This window comes from Massilia rhizosphaerae (assembly GCF_016093545.1).
In the GTDB taxonomy this organism is placed as follows: domain Bacteria; phylum Pseudomonadota; class Gammaproteobacteria; order Burkholderiales; family Burkholderiaceae_D; genus Telluria; species Telluria rhizosphaerae.
Genome location: NZ_JADKYX010000028.1, coordinates 80151 through 101781, shown reverse-complemented (window position 1 = coordinate 101781; position 21631 = coordinate 80151). Strand labels below are relative to the sequence as shown.

At 64.0% G+C, this 21631-nt stretch carries 18 protein-coding genes and 2 pseudogenes; 7 read left to right on the top strand and 13 right to left on the bottom strand.

The features are described from left to right. Nucleotides 1-120 (top strand): annotated as a pseudogene (locus tag ISF28_RS28520) (IS5/IS1182 family transposase); the annotation flags it as partial. A 15-nt stretch (nt 121-135) separates the two neighbouring features. Here the strand turns inward: ISF28_RS28520 and ISF28_RS28515 are convergent. After that, a complete protein-coding gene (locus tag ISF28_RS28515; RefSeq protein ID WP_198120565.1) occupies nt 136-645 on the bottom strand; it encodes a DUF2867 domain-containing protein in 510 nt (169 codons plus the stop codon). 246 nt (nt 646-891) lie between these two features. Here ISF28_RS28515 and ISF28_RS28510 point away from each other — a divergent pair, with 246 nt between their 5' ends. Continuing rightward, nucleotides 892-1095, top strand: coding sequence for a cold-shock protein (locus ISF28_RS28510; protein WP_056448893.1), 204 nt, complete (start codon nt 892-894; stop codon nt 1093-1095). A 111-nt stretch (nt 1096-1206) separates the two neighbouring features. Here ISF28_RS28510 and ISF28_RS28505 read toward each other — a convergent pair whose 3' ends face one another. From ISF28_RS28505 to ISF28_RS28475, 7 genes are all read right to left on the bottom strand, one after another. Beyond that, the gene (locus ISF28_RS28505) at nt 1207-1635 is read right to left on the bottom strand and encodes a gamma-butyrobetaine hydroxylase family protein (protein WP_198120564.1); all 429 of its coding nucleotides are present in this window, start codon (nt 1633-1635) and stop codon (nt 1207-1209) included. Between the two features lie 31 nt (nt 1636-1666). Then, nucleotides 1667-2101, bottom strand: a complete 435-nt coding sequence (locus tag ISF28_RS28500) for an HIT family protein (RefSeq protein ID WP_198120563.1) — start codon at nt 2099-2101, stop codon at nt 1667-1669. Next, nucleotides 2098-6105 (bottom strand): DUF3683 domain-containing protein, encoded by a 4008-nt coding sequence (locus ISF28_RS28495; protein ID WP_198120562.1) that lies wholly within the window; start codon nt 6103-6105, stop codon nt 2098-2100. The genes ISF28_RS28500 and ISF28_RS28495 overlap by 4 nt, the downstream gene beginning before the upstream one ends. A 344-nt stretch (nt 6106-6449) precedes the next feature. Beyond that, a complete protein-coding gene (locus ISF28_RS28490; RefSeq protein ID WP_198120561.1) occupies nt 6450-7298 on the bottom strand; it encodes a hypothetical protein in 849 nt (282 codons plus the stop codon). Then, complete coding sequence (locus tag ISF28_RS28485) at nt 7295-8902, bottom strand: hypothetical protein (RefSeq protein WP_198120560.1); 1608 nt, start codon at nt 8900-8902, stop codon at nt 7295-7297. The genes ISF28_RS28490 and ISF28_RS28485 overlap by 4 nt, the downstream gene beginning before the upstream one ends. Nucleotides 8903-8911: 9 nt before the next feature. Then, entirely contained in the window at nt 8912-10828 is a 1917-nt protein-coding gene (locus ISF28_RS28480) for an OmpA family protein (RefSeq protein ID WP_198120559.1), read from the bottom strand. A 305-nt stretch (nt 10829-11133) separates the two neighbouring features. Next, on the bottom strand, nt 11134-11637 hold the full coding sequence (locus ISF28_RS28475) for a YqaA family protein (protein WP_198120569.1): 504 nt from the start codon (nt 11635-11637) through the stop codon (nt 11134-11136). An 88-nt stretch (nt 11638-11725) separates the two neighbouring features. Here ISF28_RS28475 and ilvA point away from each other — a divergent pair. The 5 genes and pseudogenes from ilvA to rapZ form a co-directional block, all read left to right on the top strand. Then, nucleotides 11726-13348, top strand: a pseudogene (ilvA, locus tag ISF28_RS28470) (threonine ammonia-lyase, biosynthetic); the annotation flags it as partial. Between the two features lie 206 nt (nt 13349-13554). Then, nucleotides 13555-14385, top strand: a complete 831-nt coding sequence (queF, locus tag ISF28_RS28465) for an NADPH-dependent 7-cyano-7-deazaguanine reductase QueF (protein WP_198120557.1) — start codon at nt 13555-13557, stop codon at nt 14383-14385. 347 nt (nt 14386-14732) lie between these two features. Further along, the gene (locus ISF28_RS28460; protein WP_198120556.1) at nt 14733-15215 is read left to right on the top strand and encodes a PTS sugar transporter subunit IIA; all 483 of its coding nucleotides are present in this window, start codon (nt 14733-14735) and stop codon (nt 15213-15215) included. A 16-nt stretch (nt 15216-15231) separates the two neighbouring features. Then, nucleotides 15232-16167: an HPr(Ser) kinase/phosphatase gene (gene hprK, locus ISF28_RS28455; RefSeq protein ID WP_198120555.1), complete on the top strand. Its 936-nt coding sequence runs from the start codon at nt 15232-15234 to the stop codon at nt 16165-16167. A gap of 82 nt (nt 16168-16249) precedes the next feature. Continuing rightward, nucleotides 16250-17113 carry an RNase adapter RapZ gene (rapZ, locus tag ISF28_RS28450; protein ID WP_198120554.1) on the top strand — a complete coding sequence of 288 codons (864 nt, stop codon included), beginning with the start codon at nt 16250-16252 and terminating at the stop codon, nt 17111-17113. Between the two features lie 12 nt (nt 17114-17125). Here the strand turns inward: rapZ and ISF28_RS28445 are convergent, their stop codons facing one another. From ISF28_RS28445 to lptA, 5 genes are all read right to left on the bottom strand, one after another. After that, nucleotides 17126-18217 carry an enoyl-CoA hydratase/isomerase family protein gene (locus ISF28_RS28445; protein ID WP_198120553.1) on the bottom strand — a complete coding sequence of 364 codons (1092 nt, stop codon included), beginning with the start codon at nt 18215-18217 and terminating at the stop codon, nt 17126-17128. 91 nt (nt 18218-18308) lie between these two features. Next, nucleotides 18309-18668 (bottom strand): ribosome hibernation-promoting factor, HPF/YfiA family, encoded by a 360-nt coding sequence (gene hpf, locus ISF28_RS28440; protein ID WP_091664052.1) that lies wholly within the window; start codon nt 18666-18668, stop codon nt 18309-18311. Between the two features lie 69 nt (nt 18669-18737). After that, on the bottom strand, nt 18738-20240 hold the full coding sequence (locus ISF28_RS28435) for an RNA polymerase factor sigma-54 (RefSeq protein ID WP_198120552.1): 1503 nt from the start codon (nt 20238-20240) through the stop codon (nt 18738-18740). Between the two features lie 2 nt (nt 20241-20242). Beyond that, the gene (lptB, locus tag ISF28_RS28430) at nt 20243-21037 is read right to left on the bottom strand and encodes an LPS export ABC transporter ATP-binding protein (RefSeq protein WP_198120551.1); all 795 of its coding nucleotides are present in this window, start codon (nt 21035-21037) and stop codon (nt 20243-20245) included. After that, nucleotides 21034-21609 carry a lipopolysaccharide transport periplasmic protein LptA gene (gene lptA / locus ISF28_RS28425; protein ID WP_198120550.1) on the bottom strand — a complete coding sequence of 192 codons (576 nt, stop codon included), beginning with the start codon at nt 21607-21609 and terminating at the stop codon, nt 21034-21036. Before lptA ends, lptB begins: the two co-directional genes overlap by 4 nt. Nucleotides 21610-21631: the final 22 nt, after the last annotated feature.

Here is a 21631-nt window from a genome sequence, read left to right as displayed (position 1 = left end):
TGGATGAACCGGTTTCGGGGTTTGCTGATCCGTTGGCCGAAGAAAGCGAGCAATTACCTTGCCTTTCTTCATCTGGTATGCGGAATCATCGCCTGGCGCTCAGCAGGTCTACTGGGATAGCCTCTTAAAGGGGCCTTACCGGGCGGCGGCGACGTTCCCCATGATCGAACGCACGACGATCCGGTGCATGGGCGCGACCGGCAGCATGTATAGCCGCCCCACCGCGTTGTGGTAGAAGACGAGCGTGCTCGTCGTCAGCCGCGCGGGAGAGTCGCCGTGCCGGTAGATGGACACGACGACGTCCAGATGCGAATCGATGATCTCGAGCACGACTTCCTCGTCGCGCACGGACCGGATCGTGAAAATGCCGACGCGATCGCCCGGCCCCAGCGTGCCGGCGGCGGATGCGGGCGGCACGTGCTCGAGCGCCCCCACGTCCTTGAGTCCCACCAGCCGGACGGCGGCATTGCGCACGGCCATCAGTTTGGCTATCCATGCCGGCGTGCGGGCGGTAAAAGTCAAATAAGCCTGCAACGCCGTCGGAAGATCGTCCGGGCACGCGATTTCGTAGGCGTCCCAATAATCCGCCTGGGCACGCATCGCGTGCACGGCACTGTCGGCTGGAACATCGGTGACCTTGACCATTGCTATCCTTTCCTGGGTGACCACAAGGATAGCATGCCGACGTTGCCCAAAAGACACTTTTTATCACAATCGACGCACATGTCGCCTTTGCCACACGAGGTAGCAATCGTGCATCACAATTGTTAAAACTCTGCTTATAATGATTTTCGCTAGCGCACAGTCTGGAACAGGGATGCTTTATCGCTTAACCATGTGTCGCCAGCAAAATGAATGACTTTTTAAAAAAATTTCTTGAGAGAGAGAAACATGGCGACTGGCACTGTGAAATGGTTCAACGACGCAAAAGGCTTCGGTTTCATCAAACCTGACGATGGTGGCGACGATTTGTTCGCACACTTCTCGGCCATCAATTCGGCCGGCTTCAAATCGCTGGCGGAAAACCAGCGCGTGAGCTTCGACGTCACCTCGGGCCCGAAAGGCAAGCAGGCAGCAAACATCCAACCGCAGTAATCCTGACCGGGACGCAGACCCGATAGCACCGGCCCATCCGGCCGGCAAAGAAAAAAGCGCCGTGTGCAAACCGGCGCTTTTTTCGTTGACGTCGTCGGTACCGCGACGGTGTCAGTGCCCGCCGCATCCTCCGCTGCCGCAACCGCCGCCCTTCGGCCCGGCCGCCGGCATGGCGCTCGCCTCGCGGCCGCTGTCGCCTGCGTAGCCCGCCGCATGCAGGCGGTCCAGGTAATCCTGCCACAGCTTGTCCTGCTCGTTGCCCAGCTTGTACAGATAGTCCCACGTGTAGATGCCGGATTCGTGGCCGTCCGTGAACAGCGGCTTCACGCCGTAGTTCCCGACCGGCTCGGCGCCGCGGATGCCGACGTCGCGCTTGCCGACCTGCAGCACTTCCTGGCCCGGACCGTGCCCCTTCACTTCGGCCGACGGCGAATACACGCGCAGCAGTTCGAACGGGATGGCGAAGGCGGCGCCGTCGTCGAAGGCGATTTCCAGGACCTTCGATTGCTGGCGGATGGTGAGGTTGGTGGGGATGGGCATGGTGTCGTGTGCGTGCGGGCGAAAGCCTATTTTAACGGCTCGCGAAGCGGCGCGCGATCGCCTCCGCCAACTGCGGCACCAGCGCCCGCCGCGCCTGCAGCACGGCATCCGGCGTCGCGCGCTGGGCCTGCGCCCACACGGGCGCGGGGAAATGCGCGTCGTCGGCATAGCGCGGGATCACGTGCCAGTGCAAATGCGGCACGACGTTGCCCAGGCTCGCCACGTTGACCTTCAGCGGCCGCATCACTTCGCGTACCGCCAGTTCGAGCTTGTACACGGCATCGTTCAGCAGCAGCCGGTCTTCGTCGGCCAGGTCGCTCACCTCGCGCACATGATCCTTCCAGATCACGCGCGCGAAGCCGGGGTAGTTGGCGTCGTCGACGAGGATGACGGCGAACTTGTCGTTGTCGACCACGGTCGGCGCCGACAGCTCGCACAGCTCGCAGCCGGCCACGCGCGCCGTCATACGAGCACTCGCTCGATGCCGCCGTTGTTGGCGTTGGCGACGTAGTTCGGCATCCAGTCCTCGCCCAGCAGGTGGCGCGCCATCTCGACGACGATGTAGTCGGCCGTCGTGCCCGAGTCCTCGTTGTAGCGCGACAGGCCCTGCAGGCAGGACGGGCAGCTCGTCAGGATCTTGACGTCGCCCTTGAAGCCGTCGGCGCGCAGCTTGTCGGCGCCCTTCACCATCTCCTGCTCCTTGCGGAAGCGGACCTGGGTCGAGATGTCCGGACGGCTGACGGCGAACGTGCCCGACTCGCCGCAGCAGCGGTCGTTCTTCTCGATCTTGACGTTGTCGACGGTCTGCACGAGCGCGTTCACGGTCTTCATCGAATCGCCCAGCTTCATCGGCGTGTGGCACGGGTCGTGGTACATGTAGCGCGTACCGGTGACGCCTTCCAGCTTGACGCCCTTCTCCAGCAGGTACTCGTGGATGTCCATGATGCGGCAGCCCGGGAAGATCTTTTCGAACTCGTACGTCGCCAGCTGGTCGTAGCACGTGCCGCACGAGACGAGGACCGTCTTGATGTCGAGGTAGTTCAGCGTGTTGGCCATGCGGTGGAACAGCACGCGGTTATCCGTCATCATCTTCTCGGCCTTGTCGTACTGGCCGGCGCCGCGCTGCGGATAGCCGCAGCACAGATAGCCCGGCGGCAGCACGGTCTGCACGCCCACTTCCCACAGCATCGCCTGCGTGGCCAGGCCCACCTGCGAGAACAGGCGCTCGGAGCCGCAACCCGGGAAGTAGAACACGGCTTCCGTATCGGCGCTCGTCACCTTCGGATTGCGGATGATCGGGATGACCTTGTCGTCCTCGATGTCCAGCAACGCGCGCGCCGTCTTCTTCGGCAGGTTGCCCGGCATCTTCTTGTTGACGAAGTGGATCACCTGCTCGCGGATCGGCGCCTTGCCGGTGGTCGGGGGCGGCGCCTTCGTCTGTTCCTTGGCAACGGCCTTCAACACGCTCGCGCCCAGGCGCTGGGCCTTGTAGCCCCAGTCGATCATCCCCTTGCGCATCGCGTTGATCGTCGTCGGGTCGGTCGCGTTCAGGAAGAACATGCCCGCGCGCTGGGCCGGCTTGAAGCTGCGCTTGTCCATCTTGCGCAGCAGGTTACGCATGTTCATCGAGACGTCGCCGAAGTCGATGTTCACCGGGCACGGCGTCACGCACTTGTGGCACACGGTGCAGTGGTCGGACACGTCCTCGAATTCTTCCCAGTGGCGGATCGACACGCCGCGGCGCGTCTGCTCTTCGTACAGGAACGCTTCGATCAGCGCGGACGTCGCGAGGATCTTGTCGCGCGGCGAGTACAGCAGGTTCGCCTGCGGCACGTGGGTGGAGCACACCGGCTTGCACTTCCCGCAGCGCAGGCAGTCCTTGACGCTGTTGGCGATCTCGCCGATGTCGCTCTGCTGCATGATCAGCGATTCGTGGCCCATCAGGCCGAACGACGGCGTGTACGCGTTGCGCAGGTCGGCGTACGCGTTCTCGCTGTTGAGCAGCTTGCCCTTGTTGAAGCGGCCTTCCGGGTCCACGCGCTGTTTATAGTCGCGGAAGTCGCGGATCTCGTCGTCGGTGAGGAATTCCAGCTTCGTGATGCCGATGCCGTGCTCGCCCGAGATGACGCCGTCCAGCGAGCGCGCGAGCTTCATGATGCGCTCGACGGCCTTGTGCGCGTCTTGCAGCATCGCGTAGTCGTCCGAGTTCACGGGCAGGTTCGTGTGCACGTTGCCGTCGCCCGCGTGCATGTGCAGCGCGACGAACACGCGCGAACGCAGCACGCGCTTGTGGATCGCCGTGGCCTCGTCGAGGATCGGCGCATAGGCGGCGCCGTTGAAGATCTGACGCAGCAGCGCGCGGATCTCGCTCTTCCACGAGACGCGCACGGTGCGGTCCTGCACGACGTCGAACAGCTTGGCATCCGGCTGCTGCGCCAGGCGCGCCTGGAACGTGCCGGCAAGGCCGTCGAGGCCGACGTCGGCCAGCTTGTCCAGCACCTCGCCCAGCGGCAGGTCGAGACTCGCCATGATCCAGGTCCAGCGCGCGGCCACGCGGCCCAGCAGCTCGTCGGCCTGCTGCGGACGGTCGCCGAGGATCTCTTCCTTCGACACGCCTTCGCCCGTCGCATCGTCGGCCTTCGTCACTTCCAGGCCGCCGGACGCGAAATACGCGTGCAGTTCTTCGACCAGCTGCAGCTTGTTCTTGATCGACAGCTCGATGTTGATGCGCTCGATGCCGTCCGTGTACTCGCCCATCCGGTTCAGCGGGATGACGACGTCTTCGTTGATTTTAAAAGCGTTCGTGTGGCGCGCGATGGCCGCGGTGCGTGCGCGGTCGAGCCAGAATTTCTTGCGCGCTTCCGGGCTGACGGCGACGAAGCCCTCGCCCACGCGCGTGTTCGCGAGGCGCACGACTTCCGACGTGGCCAGCGCGACGGCGTTCTCGTCGTCGCCGACGATGTCGCCGAACAGCGCCATCTTCGGCAAGGTGCCGCGCTTGGACTTCGTCGCGTAGCCGACGGCGCGCAGGTAGCGCTCGTCCAAGTGCTCCAGGCCCGCGAGGCGCAGGCTGGCGAATTCCGGCTTGCCGCTCTTCGGCAGGCTGTCCAGGTAATCCTTGATCTCGACGATCGACGGGATCGCGTCGCGCGCCTGGCCGAAGAATTCCAGCGCGACGGTGCGCGTGAACTTCGGCATCTTGTGCAGGATCCAGCGCGCCGACGTGATCAAACCGTCGGTGCCCTCTTTCTGGATGCCCGGCAGGCCCGCGAGGAATTTGTCGGTGACGTCCTTGCCGAGGCCCTCCTTGCGGAAGCGGCGGCCTTCGATGGCCAGCGTCTCCGTGCGGAACGGCTCGCCCTTCGGTGCGCCCTTTTCCGACGGATGCGTCCATTCGAGCTTGAACGTGGCGACCGGGGCGTCGTGGATCTTGCCCAGGTTGTGGTCGACGCGCGTGACGTCAAGCCAGTCGCCGTTCGGATCGACCATGCGCCACGAGGCCAGGTTGTCGAGCGCCGTGCCCCACAGGACGGCCTTCTTGCCGCCCGCGTTCATCGCGATGTTCCCGCCGATGCAGGAGGCGTGCGCGGAGGTCGGGTCGACGGCGAACACGAAACCGGCCCGCTCGGCCGCCTGCGAGACCTGCTGCGTGACGACGCCGGCGCAGGTATGGATGGTCGCGTAGTCGCGGTCCACGCCCGGCAGGCGCGTCATCTCGACGGCGCCCATGCCGATCAGCTTTTCCGTGTTGATCACGGCCGACATGGGCGTGAGCGGAATCGCGCCGCCCGTGTAGCCGGTGCCGCCGCCGCGCGGGATGATGGTCAGCCCGAGCTCGATGCAGCCTTTGACCAGACCGGCCATCTCGTCTTCCGAATCCGGCAGCAGCACGAGGAACGGGTATTCGACGCGCCAGTCGGTCGCGTCCGTCACATGCGACGTGCGGTGCATGCCGTCGAAGCGGATGTTGCGTTTATCGGTGTAGCGGCCCAGCACGGCCTTGGCGCGCTTGCGCAGGTCGTAGGTGTCCGCGAACTCGCGGCCGAAATCGTCGACGGCGCGGCGCGCGGCGACGAGCAGCTGTTCGACCGCGCTGCTGCGGCGTGCAGCCGTGGCCGGATCGGACTCGCCCGCGTCGACCGTCAGGCGGCGCTTGTCGACTTCCGCCAGGCGGTGGTGCAACGCTTCGATCAGCTTGGCGCGGCGCTTCGGATTGTCCAGCAGGTCGTCCTGCAGGTAGGGATTGCGGCGCACGACCCAGATGTCGCCCAGGACCTCGTACAGCATGCGCGCCGAGCGCCCGGTCTGGCGGGCGCCGCGCAATTCGTCCAGCAATTGCCACGATGACTCGCCCAGCAGACGGATCACGATCTCGCGATCGGAGAACGACGTGTAGTTATAGGGGATTTCGCGCAGGCGGATGGGCGCGTTTTCTTCGAGCAGGGCGTGGATATTGGCAGGAGCGTTCATGAGGAGATCGACTGTCGTACTGACGCGTAGGACTCTCTATTCTAGCTTATTGCGATGCACCACGCTGGGGAAGGAATATTTTTTGCAACGCTTTGAGAGCATAAATCGATGGAACTTCCAGATTTTTGCAAATTTGTTTTGGCGGATCGAAAATTTACCCATCAAAAAAACGACACATTGGATCGGGTAACGTCATATCCACGCCCGCAGGGGGGCCGCCGCATCCGGGACAACGACGCTCGGACGAGCGGACCGAGGCAAAGGAAGCCCGTGCGGGCGACACGGGCGGCGCGGCGGGAAACGATGCGCAAGCCGGTCGGGGCCGGGGCGCTCCTGGCAGCGTGTCAGCGCACGTTCCGGATGCCGTTCAGGAGGGCGGGCTGGCCCAGTTCCACCAGGGTCGCCTGCGACTTGCGGAAGTAGCCATTCCAGAATTCCGCAAGCGCCCGCATGGTTTTCGGGTCCCGGTACTTATTACTCTTCTTCGCGTCCTCGGCCAGCAGTCCGGTTCCCACGACATACACCTTGGCGCCGCCGAAATCGCCGAACATGTCGTTGTCGCCGGCGAGCTTCAGTTCCCTGCCCGCATCGATCTGGCGCACCGCCGTACCCTTGCTTGCGTAAAAGCTGGTAATCGACGAGTTCTCGAGCATATCCGATGCGATCAACACCACCTTTTCCCTGGCGGGCGATTTCCTGACGCGCGCGGAAATCGACTTGAACGACGCCATCACGTCCGACTTAGCGAGGTCGGCGCTGCTGCCGCCGAACGCCGCGCGCAGGGCCGCGCCGATCGCCCCCATCGCGATTTGCGGCTGGCGTTTCTCGCAGGCGTCGAATTTCCCGAGCAGCGGCTTCGAGATGTCGTCCCGGAGGGCGGCCGGGATGCCCGGCTCGATCGTTCCGGCGCTGAGGACCTGCGCATAGCGGCCTTGCGAAAACGCCGAAAAGGTCAGGATGGAAAACGCGTTACCGGCCGTCATGAACGGGCGGACGTTGTCGGCGACCTGCTGCTGCAAGACCGGATCGAACACGGTGGTCTGGTCGACCAGCACGAACAGTTCCGCGCTCGCCGGCGCCGATGCGACGCCAAGGCGCGGGTCGTAGCAGCTCGGCACCACGTCCTCGGTGCCGGCGGCGGCATGGCCGCACAGCAGCGCGGTGCACAGGATGGTCAAAACATGTCTTTTCACAACAAATCCTCGATCTCGGCGTTGCGTTGTTTCCGGGCGATGTCCTTCGCCTGTTTCCGCTCTTGCAGTACAAGCTTGACCTCGCCGAAGACCTCGTCCGGCAACGTATCCAGGAATGCGCGCTTGGCCGCGGCATCCTCGCCGAGCAGGTCGAGCTGCGCCAGGGCTGCCTGGATCGCGCCGGCCCGGGCCACGGTAGCCGGCGGCGGCGCTGGCTCAGGATTCGTATCCGGCACTTCCTGGGGCGCCGGGGCAGTGCTTCGTCCCGCCCTGCTGCTCGCCGCGGTCAGCGCCTGAGCGCGCTCGTGGTCTTCCTGGGCACGCTGTTGTTCCTGCTGATGTGCGGCGCGCTTCTTGTTCTGATAATCGAATTCTTGCTGGTCCGTCGCATCGAGGAAGTCGAGGAATGTCCTGGTCGGGTGAACTGCCACGCCCGTGCCTTGCTTGGCATGGTGCTGGATCATGCGTTGCTGGAGATTTTCCAGCTGGTTCTGCGCCTTGTCGATGAATTTCTGGGTCGCGCCGCGCACGTCGCCGTAGGTCAGGTATTTGCCCTTGCCCAGCGCCTTGAAGGCGGCCTTGCTGTTTTGCCCGGCGAAGCCCCAGCGATAGCCGAACAGCACGCCCAGCCCCTGCAGGAACACGAACAACACGGCCAGGATCGCGAATGTCACCCAGTAGCCGTGCAGGTCGTATTGCGCCGCTTCCTCGACCGCTTTGCCGTCCGCGTCCAGGCTGGACTTGGCGTCGGCATCCGGAATCACGTTTTGCTGGCGCAAATCCAGGCCCGCGCCGCCGGCACGCTGCTCGACCAGTTCGGTTTTCTGCGTACGGACGGCGTCTTCCATCAACTTGTTGGCGCTCTGGACGCGAACGTACGTCGCGCCGGCCGCAATCGCCAGGACGAATACCAGGGTTGCCCAGCTGACGATGATGCCCGAATCCATGTCGACGCGATTGCAAACTTGCGTGTACTCGGGCTGGTCGTCGTCCAAGTGCTGCGCCGCCGTCAACGGCATCGAGCGCGAGCGCAACTTGTGCTGGCGCCCATCCTCGACCCATTCCCTGCGTGCGCGCCGAACCTTGAGCGTGCGATACAGCTCATGCCCCGCGTGGTGGGTCAGCAGCACGCACAGCGCCGACACGATGAACGCGATGCCGACGGCCGCGTATTTTTGCGTGGTTTCGCTCGCGCCCGGCACCGTGTAGCCCGCCAGCACGTAGCTGAAACCCTGCGCCTCGATGAAGACGAAACTGACGATGAGCACCCAGATCGCCAGAGGGGTCAGCGCGCGGCCGTTATCGCCGGCCTTTTGCAAGTACATCATCCGTTGGTTGAAATCGTACTCGGACTGGACCTGGACGAATGCTTTGTAGTCCTGGCAAAGGTTGCGCTCGGACTTGAACCATCCGCTGCGGTCCGCGGTCTGGTTCAGATCTTTCGACAGCCGCGCCATCTTGCCGATCACCGGAAAGCTGTACCACGTATTCAGCCACCACCATTTCAGTTTTTCCCACATGAGGGACAGGACGATCGCCGCGGCGGCCGTGTAGAGGATCATCCCCACGAGGATGGGATAGGTATGCAGGAAGTCGGAAAGCATGTCGGGGTCTCAGTTTGCGATGACGGGTTTGAAAGCGGCGACGTACAACCGGTTGTCGTGCGCATAGATGATGTTGCCGTCCTTGGCGGCCGTACCGCCGTTACGGTTGTAGACGATGTCGACGCATTGCAGCCCGGCCGCACCGTTGGTGAACATCCGGTACAAGATGCCCCGGTCGCCGAGGTAAGTGTTGACCTCGGGGCGCAGCACGACGTCGGGTTTCGGGTTGCGGTTGGTGGCCGGGTCGTAGTGCGCGTACACCTTCAGCTCCGGAATCTGCGCCAGCGATGCTTCGCTGGCCAGCACGGCGACCTTGTTGATCACGATCTGGTGACCATTGACCCGCTCGGTCCAGGATTTTCCGTACAGCCCCGGAACGTGCTCGGCGACTTTATAGGTCGCGCCGTCCTTGAGCGCGCGCACGGCGCCGGACACGCGCGGATGGTCCTGCGAACAGTCCGACAGCGGGATGTCGTCGGCATAGGCGGTACTGATCAGCGAGAACAGGGAATGTTTTTGTTCAAGCTTGCCGACGCTGGCGACGATGCTGTTCCTGTCGGTCAGTGGCACCCCGCCGAAATCCAGCGCGTTGCCGACGATCCTGGGTGCCGGTGCGCTCGCGGCAGGCTTGGCCGTCGCCGCGGCCATGCGCGGCACGCCTGCGGCCGGCGTGTCAGGTTGCGCCGGTGACCGGGCGGCCACGCGGGCCACGTCGATGCGTTTGCCATGTTTCGACGGCGATTTGCCGGCGTTGCCCTTGCGCGGTGCCGGCTTGGGCGCAACCGCTGCGGCGGGCGTGACCGGCTGCGGTGCCCCGGTCGCGTCGACGAGCGCCCCGCCCGCCTCCGCGCGGGGTCCGGAACGATAGAACTGATAATTGGGCCGGCGCGCCGCCAGGTATTTGTCGAAGTTACCGGCGTTGCTCAGCTCGACGATTTCGACACGGCGATTTTGTGCGCGGCCGGCCTCGGTATTATTGTCCGCGACCGGATAGACTTCTCCGGCGCCCTGGTAATAAATCTGGTCGCGCGAAATACCGCGCCGCTCGAGATATTCCGCGACCGCGCGCGCGCGCCGTTCGGACAAATCGGCATTCAAGCGCGACGACCCGGTATCGTCGGTATGGCCGACCAACAGCAATTTACGCTCGGCGGCCGCGTGCAGGCTTTGTTCGCGCGCATTCGGGTCGCGAATACTGCGCGCGAATTTTTCCTCGTTATAAATGTCCGCGATGGCCGAGAAATAGCGCTCGGCACGCGGCGTCAACACGTCCGAATTGCTTTCGAACTGCCCGCCGCTCGCATCCGTGTCTTGCAGGGAAACGATGTTGCCGATGGCATTTTGCTTGATCTGTTCCCCGTTCGGCGACCGGCTCAATTCGGCATCGGACACGGTCACGCCGTCGCTGCGCACGGCTGCGAATGCCATATGCAACTGATAGTCGCGTGCGACTTTTGCCAGCGCGCAACGTCGCTTGTCGATGTCTGCACCGACGAGTCCGCCTACGGCCGTACCGAGCAGCGCGGCCGCGAGAATGGTGCCCTTGTCCTTGTGCCCGGCCTTTAAGCCGAGCAACGCGCCGGTGGTGGCGCCAAGGAGCATGCCCGTATTGCGCCCGTTATTCGCGCATGGATCGGCGTTGTTGAACGTGTCGTTCAACGTTTGTTGTATGCCATTGTTCTGGCCCGGACCGGTAGCGCACCCTGCCATGCACAACGACATGACAGCCGCCACTGCTTTCTTGAGTTTTGGGTATTTCATGCCTGTGTTTTTCGATAATGAGATCGCCGTTTCACGCATCACCTGAATACTGCGTTCTTCAGCGTTTTGTGAATCTTCCGCCAATACATATTTCCCATTGTAAAGTTCTTGATAAATGGCCGCAAGGATGGGGACACGGCCGATCGCTTGGATAAAAGCCGTCATCCGCTGCTGCGGAACGACATATTTGTTCTTTATTTCACAGGATGACGCCGAAAAATCACGAATTATTTCAAAAGCTTGGATTCGGCCAAGATGAATTTACAAGTATGCGAGAATTGGTGGGAATGACAGGACGCGGGATTTCCTGCTGATTCGATATTGTCGTGCCGACGGTTTCAAAATTACGACACGGCATTAGGCGCATGCACGCAATTCAACCGACGAGCGGAAATGCGGGAAGAGATATGGGGGGCACGAAGATAAAGCGTGTCGGCGCGATCGGCCGGCCCGGCTGACGAATGCGGGCGTCAGCCGAACACTCTCGAACTCATGTCCCCCAGCCACTTCCACCACCCGTCCGGCACGTAGAGCAGCGTGACCGTCATGAAGACATAACGCCCGAACTTGCCGACGGCCATATAGATCACGCTGGGCCAGAACGGCAGGTGCAGCCAGCCGGCCAGGGTGCACAGCGGGTCGCCGATGCCGGGCACCCACGACAGCAGCATCGTTTTCGCGCCGTAGCGCTTCAGCCAGTGGAACCAGCGCGACGAACGCTCCTTCGCGAAGGCGACCTTGGCGCGGTAGCCGATCCAGTAGTCGACGGCGCCGCCCAGGGTGTTGCCCAGCGTGGCGACGAGGATCACGGGCCAGAACATGGCGGGATTCGCTTTCACGACGGCGAACACGGCCGGTTCCGAGCCGAGCGGCAGCAGGGTGGCGGAGACGAAGGCGATGAGGAAGACCGACGTGAGCCCGACGGTGGGCACGGCAAGGAATTTCAACAGCCACAGGACGGCGGATTCGATCATCGGCAAGAAAGGATGGACGGCGGACGGATGGGTTCATTACATTATAATGAGGAGAAACACCTCGTAACGACACGGCACGCCAGGCTCTACCAAGCCTTTCTGCCGCACTGCTCGCCTCGGTTACCCACCAAGCAGGACAGTCAGCGTCGCCCCGGAACCCGAACAGCCCGCATCGATCATGACTACCGACTACCTCAAGAAAATCCTCACCGCACGCGTCTACGACGTGGCCGTCGAAACCCCGCTGGAATACGCCCCCAGCCTGTCGAAGCGCACCGACAACCAGATTTACCTGAAGCGCGAAGACATGCAGAGCGTGTTCAGCTTCAAGCTGCGCGGCGCCTACAACAAGATGGCGAACCTGTCGGAATCGCAGCTGAATCGGGGCGTCATTTGCGCGTCGGCCGGTAACCATGCGCAGGGCGTCGCCATGTCGGCGGCGCGCCTGAACTGCCGCGCGGTGATCGTCATGCCGACAACCACGCCCAGCGTGAAAGTCGATGCGGTGCGTGCCTTCGGCGGCAGCAACGTGGAGGTCGTCCTGCACGGCGAGTCGTACACGGACGCGTTCAACCATGCGCAGATGCTGGAGAAGGAACAGAAGCTGGCGTTCGTGCACCCGTTCGACGATCCGGACGTCATCGCCGGCCAGGGCACCATCGGCGTCGAGATCCTGCGCCAGCATTCCGGCCCGATCCACGCGATCTTCCTCGCGATCGGCGGCGGTGGCCTGATCAGCGGCGTCGCCGCGTACGTGAAGCAGATCCGCCCCGACATCAAGATCATCGGCGTGCAGACGAGCGATTCGGACGCGATGGCGCGCAGCCTCAAGGCCGGCGAACGCGTGACCCTGCCGGACGTCGGCCTGTTCGCGGACGGCACCGCCGTGCGCCTCGTCGGCGCGGAAACCTTCCGCCTGTGCCAGCAACTGGTCGACGAGATCATCATCGTCGACAACGACGCGCTCTGCGCTGCCATCAAGGACGTGTTCACGGACACGCGCAGCATCGTCGAGCCGTCCGGCGCGCTGGCCATCGCGGGCGCCAAGGCGTACGTCGAACGTTCGCTGATGTCCAAGAGTCCAGTGCGCGGCGAGACGCTCGTCGCCGTCGCCTGCGGCGCCAACATGAATTTCGACCGCCTGCGCTTCGTCGCGGAACGCGCCGAACTGGGCGAGGCGCGCGAAGCGGTGTTCGCCGTGACGATCCCGGAACAGCGCGGCAGCTTCAAGCGCTTCTGCGCCCTGATCGGGCCGCGCAACGTCACCGAGTTCAACTACCGCATCAGCGACGAGCGCGAGGCGCACGTATTCGTCGGCGTGCAGATAGGCAGCCGCAGCGAGTCGAGCACGGTCGCGCGCACGTTCGAGGAACACGGCTTCCGCACCCTCGACCTCACGCACGACGAACTGGCGAAGCAGCACGTGCGCCACCTGGTCGGCGGCAAGAGCGGGCTGGCGCACGACGAACTGCTGTACCGCTTCGAATTCCCGGAACGCCCGGGCGCGCTGCTGCGCTTCCTGGACAGCATGGCGCCGAACTGGAACATCTCGCTGTTCCACTACCGGAACCAGGGCGGCGACGTGGGCCGCATCCTCGTCGGGCTGCAGGTGCCGACCGGCGAGATGGACGAGTTCCGCCAGTTCCTGGCCACGCTCGGGTATCGCCATTGGGACGAGAGCGCGAATCCGGTCTACAAGCTTTTCTTGTGATGCGCTTGGTGGGCTCGGGGAGCCCACCCTACGAAAATGTGCCGTAGGGTGGGGCGCCCCGCGCCCACCAATGATCCGCCGATAACGCATCCATTAACGGTGCGCGCAACGATCGCGGGAACGGTGTACGATACGCCGCTTTGCCGCCGCCGGACCGGCATTGCCACGCACGTCACAAGCGATTGGCCGGCATCGAGACTGAAACCATGACCAATACCCCTGAACAATCGCCTCTCGGCAAAAACTCGGCCTACCAGACCGAATACGCGCCGGAGCTGCTGTTTCCCATCCCGCGCCAGCAAAAGCGCGACGAACTCGGCCTGACCGGCACGCTGCCGTTCTTCGGGGTCGACATCTGGAATGCCTACGAATTGTCCTGGCTGAACATGCGCGGCAAGCCGCAGGTCGCCATCGCGACGTTCATGGTGCCCGCCGATTCGCCGAACATCATCGAATCGAAGTCCTTCAAGCTCTACCTGAATTCGTTCAACCAGACCCGGCTGGCCAACACGGACGCCTTGCTGGCCCTGCTGCGCGACGATCTATCCAACGCGGTGGGCGCGCCCGTGCACGCGGCGCTGACCTTGCCGGAGGATTTCGACAAGCTCCAGATGGGCGAGCAGGACGGTCTCCTGATCGACCGCCTCGACATCGAGATCGACAACTACAGTCCGTCTCCGGAATTGCTCAAGGCCAATCACGACGAAGCGCCGGTCGAGGAAACCCTCGTGTCGCACCTGCTCAAGTCGAACTGCCTCGTCACGGGCCAGCCGGACTGGGGCAGCGTGCAGATCCGCTATGCCGGTCCGCAAATCGACCAGGAAAGCCTGTTGCGCTACCTGATCGGTTTCCGCGAACACAACGAATTCCACGAGCAATGTGTCGAGCGCATCTTCACGGACATCTTGCGCCAGTGCAAGCCGAACAAGCTGGCCGTGTACGCCCGCTACACCCGGCGCGGCGGCCTGGACATCAATCCGTGGCGCGCCAATTTCAGTACCGGTAAACCGCCAAATTTGCGTACTGCACGTCAATAAAACAGTGCGGATGGGTGATTTTTTGTCATTCGCCCCCATCTACAGTGTTCGTTTCCGGCGACATCCGCAGCGATGCCCCCGGATGTGCAAAGCGATAACTTTACGCAAATAGCGCTAGAAAAATCGGCAAAAGAGGCCCCGGGCAGACGTTTCGTGCGTCAATCCCCGGGTTTTCGTGGCGGAAATTGCGCATACCCAGTCGTCGAGCGCCCGGTCTTTACGCAATGGTTTGCGGCGGAGATCAGACAGGCGCCGGACGGTGTGCGAAATCGAATTACACGGCCATAAAACCGGCCTATAATTCCCGCTCGCAAGCACCCCCGGGTGCACCGCAATAGAAGCGTGTTATGACTAATCTAAGCAAAATCCTCTCGCTCGAGAACGTGCAGCTCGATCTGGAAGTGTCGAGCAAGAAGCGCGCCTTCGAGCAAGCCGGCCTGATCTTCGAGAACAACTGCGGCATCGCCCGCTCCACCGTGTCGGACAATCTGTTCGCGCGCGAGCGTCTTGGCTCCACGGGGCTCGGTCACGGCGTTGCCGTACCGCACGGCCGCATCAAGGGCAGCAAAAGCCTCAAATCGCCGCTGGCCGCGTTCGTGCGCCTGCTTGAACCGATTCCCTTCGAATCGCCGGACGGCCAACCGGTCAAGCTGCTGTTCTTCCTCCTGATCCCGGATCACGTCACGCAACAGCACCTCGAGATCCTGTCGGAGATCGCGGAACTGTTCTCCGACGAGGCGATCCGCACGGCCCTGACGACGGACACGGATCCGAGATCCGTCTACGAACGCATCATCAACTGGCAACCGAGCCTGCAAGCCCTCGGCTGACCTTGCGAAAGCGACCATGCTGCAGACTCCGCTGACCATCCAACGGCTGTACGACGACAACCGCGACAGCCTGCAACTGGGCTGGTTCGCAGGATTCCCGGGCGGCGAGCGCCAGATTTCCGGCGACGCCGTCTCGGCCGCGGACCAGGTGGGCCACCTGAACCTGATCCACCCGGGCCGCATGCAGGTGTTCGGTCACCAGGAACTGAATTACTACCAACGCCTGAAATCCGGCTCGCGCAGCCACCTGATCGGCGAACTGATCTCCGGCGGTCCGCCGGCGCTGTTCATCGCCCAGGGGCTCGACACGCCGCCGGACATTCTCGCCATCTGCGACGAGCAGAACATCCCGCTGTTTTCCACGCCGCTGCCGGCCGCGCAGGTCATCGACTACCTGCGCGTGTACCTGTCGAAGAAGCTGGCGCAGCGCGTCATCATGCATGGCGTGTTCATGGACGTGCTGGGCGTCGGCGTGCTGATCACGGGCGACTCCGGCCTCGGCAAGAGCGAGCTGGGCCTGGAACTGATCTCGCGCTCGCACGGCCTCGTCGCCGACGACGCGGTGGAATTTTCGCGCATCGCGCCGAACATGATCGAGGGCCGCTGCCCGCCGCTGCTGCAGAACCTGCTGGAAGTGCGCGGCCTGGGCCTGTTGGACATCAAGGCGATCTTCGGCGAGACGGCCGTGCGCCGCAAGATGCGCCTGAAACTGATCGTCCACCTCGTCAAACGCGGCGCGCTGGACGAAGAAGTGGAACGCCTGCCGTTCCACTTCCCCACCGAGGACGTGCTGGGCCTGCCGATCCGCAAAGTGGTGATTCCCGTCGCGGCCGGCCGCAACATCGCGGTGCTGCTGGAGGCCGCCGTGCGCAATACCATCCTGCAGCTGCGCGGGATCGACACGCTGCAGGAGTTCATGGAGCGGCAGCGACAAGCAATGAGCAGCGACTGAGGCCGTACCGAGGCTGTTGCAAATACCTCAACCATAAGCCCGGTGCACTGCGGTAAACATCGGCCGATGCTATCATCGCCGCATGCGCATCCTACTCATCACCGGTATCTCGGGCTCCGGTAAGTCCGTCGCCCTGAACGTCCTCGAAGACGCAGGGTACTACTGCGTCGACAACCTGCCTCCCGCCCTGCTGCCGGCCCTCGTCGGCAGCATCGACGGCGACTCCACCCGCCGCATCGCCGTCGCCGTCGACGCACGCAGCGCCGAGTCGCTGGCGGAGCTGCCGACGACCGTCGCGACGCTGCGCGACGCCGGCCACCAGGTCAAGGTGATCTTCCTGACCGCCAGCACGCACTCGCTCGTCGCGCGCTTTTCCGAGACGCGGCGCAGCCATCCGCTGTCGCACGAATTGCGGCCGGGCGAGAATCCGGCGTCGCGCCGCACCCTGATCGAATGCATTTCGGAAGAACGCGACCGCCTCGGCACGATCGAAAAGATGGGCCACGTGATCGACACGTCCGAACTGTCGGCCAACAAGCTGCGCGCCTGGGTCAAGGAACTGGCCGAGGTCGCGTACGCGCCGCTGACCTTGTATTTCGAATCGTTCGCGTTCAAGCGCGGCGTGCCCCTCGACGCCGACTTCGTGTTCGACGTGCGCGCCGTGCCGAATCCGTACTACGACCTCACGCTGCGCCCTTTGACCGGCAAGGACGCGCCCGTGATCGCCTTCCTCGACGCCCAGCCGCAGGCGGCCGAGCTGCTGTCCGACATCCGCGCGTTCATCGCCAAGTGGCTGCCGTCGTTCAAGAAGGACAACCGCAGCTACCTGACCGTGGCCGTCGGCTGCACGGGCGGGCAGCACCGGTCCGTGTACATGGCGGAGCGGCTCGGGGCGTATTTCAGCGACACGGAACGGGTCGTCGTGCGGCATCGCGAGCAGCCCTGAAGCGCAGTCCGATCACGAATCACGCAGATCGCGCAGCGGATGCGCGTGCGCCGGCCACACGGGCGCGAAGAACCATTCCACCATCTCCGCCGTGACGTCGGCCAGCAGCGGCGGATTCCACCGCGGCGCGTTGTCCTTGTCGATGACGAGCGCGCGCACGCCTTCCAGCACCTCGCCATGTTCGAACGTGCGGCGCACGAGCGAGCGTTCCATGCGCAGGCAGTCGGCCACGCCGAGGGGTTCACCGCGCACGAGCATCTCGCGCGTCACGGACATCATCAGCGGCGAGCGCTGGCGCATCGTGGCCAGCGTCTTTTGCGCGAAGGGGCTGGCATCAGACTCCAGCGACGCCATCACGGCGGCGACCGAGTCCGCGCCGAAGTGGCGGTCGATCGCGTCGCGCTGCGCCTTTAGTTCGCCGGCGGGCATCGCGTGCGCGAACGGCGTCGCGAACGCACGGATCGCGGCGGGCAGTTGCGCGCCCGGCGTCGCCTCGATCAGCGCGCGCAGCGCGTCCATCTGCGCGGCCGGCACGAACACGTCGGCCAGGCCGACGTAGACGGCATCCGCGGCGCCGACGGTCACGCCCGTCACGCCGAGATAGTGGCCGAGGCGGCCCGGCGCATGCGACAGGAAGTGGCTGCCGCCCACGTCCGGGAACAGGCCGATGTTCACCTCGGGCATGGCGATCTTCGAGCGCTCCGTCACGATGCGCAGGCCGCAACCGGGCCCGCCCTGCGCGATGCCCATGCCGCCGCCCATCACGACGCCGTCCATCAGGGCGATGTAGGGCTTCGGATAAAAATGGATCAGGTGGTTGAGGGCGTATTCCTCGGTGAAGAAATCTTCCAGCAGCGGGCTGCCCGTCTGCGGCGTGGCCTTGCCGGCCTCGTGAAAAAAGCGGATGTCGCCGCCCGCGCACAAGGCTTTTTCGCTCGTGCTGGCGATGACGACGGCGTCGATGGCGGCATCCTCGCGCCAGGCGAGCAGCGCCGCGGTCAGTGCGCGCACCATGTCCAGCGACAGCGAGTTCAGGGCCTTCGGGCGGTCCAGGGTGATGATGCCGGTGCGGTTGGCGGTCCGCGTGCGTACGTGTTCGGTCATGTCCGCATTGTATATCGCCCGCAGGTAAGCCACAAAAACGAGAAGGGCGCCAACGCGCCCTTCGTTCCCTGGTGCTGCGGCAGGCGTGATGTCACGCGGCGGCGGCAGCTTCCTCTCCTCCTTCTGACATGCGCTTGATGCACGCGTTGTCATGGTCCTTGAGCATTTGCTTGTACTTGACGACCTGGCGGTCGAGACGGTCCATCAGCATGTCGATCGCGGCATATAAATCGTGCGCGGCACTGGCGACATGGACGATCTTGCCCGCGACACGCAGGTTGATCTCAGCTTTCTGGCGTTTTTCTTTCTCGGTGAGATTGTCGATGCAGAGGATGACGTGGGAGTCGATCACTTGATCGAAGTGACGGGTGATGCGTTCGAGCTTGTTCTGTACGTATTCTCGGATGGCTGGAGTTACATCGAGATGATGTCCGCTGATTGTGAGATTCATACACACTCCTTTGAAGATGCGTCGCCGCGCGCACACCCGGCGCAATGGCAACGTTGTTGCAAGAGTTTGCTACAAGGATTTGCGGAGACTGACGGGCGGGATCTTCAGCGCCTCACGGTACTTCGCGACCGTGCGCCGCGCGATAACCATTCCCTGTTCCCCTAGCATCTCCGCGATCTTGCTGTCGGATAAGGGATTCTTGGGGTCTTCTGCTCCTGTCAGTTGTACGATGAGGGCCCGTATTGCCGTCGACGATGCTTCGCCTCCCGCTTCGGTGGCAACGTGACTCCCGAAGAAATACTTCAACTCGAACATGCCGTGCGGGGTCAGCATGTATTTCTGAGTTGTGACTCGAGAAATTGTGCTCTCGTGTAGACCTAGTGTATCAGCTATCTCACGTAAAACAAGGGGCCGCATAGCGACAGCGCCATGCGAGAAAAAGTTGCGCTGGCGATCCACGATGGCCTGGGCCACGCGCAGGATCGTGTCGAAGCGCTGGCGCATGTTCTTGATGAGCCACTTGGCTTCCTGCAACTGTGCGCTCAGCTGTGTTTCCGACTTTCCCTGCTTCATCAGCGAAGCGTACAGGCTGTTCACGCGCAGGCGCGGCATCACTTCCGGGTTCAGCTGCACGCTCCAGCCATCCTTGGCGCGGCGCACGATCACGTCGGGCACGACGAAGTCCGACACGTCCGACGCGAACGCGGCGCCCGGATGCGGATTGCACTGGCGAATGACGGCCTGGGCTTCGCGCAGGTCTTCGTCGTCGCAATCGAGCGCCTTCTTGAGCTTGTTGAACTCGCGCTGCGCGAACCACGTCAGGTATTTTTCGACGATGACGAGCGCCATGCGCCGCGTGACGAGCGGCACGCCGGGCATGCGGCGGATCTGCAGGGCCAGGCATTCGGCCGCGCTGCGCGCGCCCACGCCGGGCGGGTCCATGCTCTGCACGAGCGCCAGCGCCGTGCGCAACTCCTCGAACTCGATCTCCAGTTCGGCCGGCAGGCGCGCGTGGATGTCTTCCAGCGGTTCTTCCAGGTAGCCGTTGTCGTCCAGCGCGTCCACGACGAGCTCCACGAGCGCGCAATCGCGCGCCGCGCAGCACGTCATGCGCACTTGCTCCATCAGGTGCTCGCGCAAGGTGATGGGGCTCGCTTCCAGCTGCGGGCGGCCGTCCTCGTCCTCGCCGCCGCCGCTGCCGCTGCGGCCGTATTCGCCCCAGTCCTCGCCGCCCTCGCTCGCGCCTTCGCCGTCGCCGCCGGCGTCGCCGCCACCGCTCTCGCCGTTGCCGTTCTCGGCCGGGGCGCCGCCCTCCTCGCCGCTTGCCGGCGCTGCGGGCGCCTCGCCGGCTTGCGAGGACGAAGGCGCGCTGTTGATGGCGCCGTCGGCCAGCAGGCGCACGGAGCGGTCGAGCGGATCGTCGAGCCGTTCGAGGAGCGGGTTCTCGCTCAGGACCTGCTCGATTTCCTGATGCAGCTCGAGAGTCGACAGCTGCAGCAGCCGGATCGACTGCTGGAGTTGCGGCGTCAGTGCAAGGTGCTGTGAAGTCTTGAGTTGCAGCGTCTGTTTCATGACTACATTCGGAAGTGTTCGCCCAGGTAGACGCGGCGCACCGATTCGTTGGCGATGATGTCGTCGGGACGGCCGGAGGCCAGCACCGCCCCCTGGTTGATGATGTAGGCGCGGTCGCAGATGCCCAGCGTCTCGCGCACGTTGTGGTCCGTGATCAGCACGCCGATGCCGCGCTCCTTCAGGAAGCGCACGATGCGTTGGATCTCGATGACGGCAATTGGATCCACGCCGGCGAACGGTTCGTCCAGCAGCACGAAGCGCGGATTGGTCGCGAGCGCGCGCGCGATCTCCACGCGGCGCCGCTCGCCGCCCGACAGCGACAGGGCCGGGCTCTCGCGCAGCTTGTCGATCTGCAGCTCGGTCAGCAGCTCGTCGAGGCGTTCGGCGATGCGCGCCTTCGTCAGCGCCTTGCCGTTCTCGCGCTGCAATTCCAGCACGGCGCGGATGTTCTCTTCCACCGTCAGCTTGCGGAACACCGACGCTTCCTGCGGCAGGTACGACAGCCCCAGCAGCGCGCGCCGGTGGATCGGCAGGCTCGTGACGTCGGTGCCGTTGATGTCGATGCTGCCGGCGTCCGACGGCACGAGGCCCACGATCATGTAGAACGACGTCGTCTTGCCCGCGCCGTTCGGCCCCAGCAGGCCGACGACTTCGCCGCACGCGACCTGCAGCGACACGTCGCGCACGACGAGGCGCTTGCCGTAGCTCTTCTGCAATCCCTTGACGACCAGCGTGCTGCCGCCGCATGCGGCCGGCGCGGCCTGCGTGCCTGCTTCCATCGCGCGTGCCTCCGTCATTGCTTGCCCGCCGGCGTTGGGGCGGCCGGGGCGGCCGGCGCCGGCGTGCGGTGCGGCTGCAGCGTGATGCTGCCGCGGCCATTGCCCGGTTTGTCGGCGCCGGTGGCGTCGTTGCGGCCGACCAGCACTTCCCTGCGGTTGTCGTAGGAGATGAATTCGTTGTCCATCTCCTGCGTGACCTTCTTGCCCTCGAGCTGGCGGATCATGGCTTTCGAGAACAGCTTCAAGAGGTCGTTGCGCTCGTCGTATTCGATGCGCTGGGCCTGGCCTTCGTCCCACAGGTCGGGGCCGCCGTCGCGCTTCTGGCGGAAGGTCGCGACCTTGCCCGGATCGGCGGTCAGGATGAACGTGTGATAGCCGTCCGGCGCCTCCTTGACCTCGGCACGGTCCGACTTGAGGACCATGGTGCCGCGCGTGATGATCACGTTGCCGGTGGCGACGTAGTTCTGCGTCACCTGGTCGACGTTGGCCTTGTCGTACTTGATGTTGATCGGCGCGAGGGCGTCCGCCTTCTCGGCCGAGGCAGCCAGCGGCACCAGCAGGAAGATGGCGGCGGCGAGTATGTTTTTCATGCGTGTATCCTCTCTATGCGGG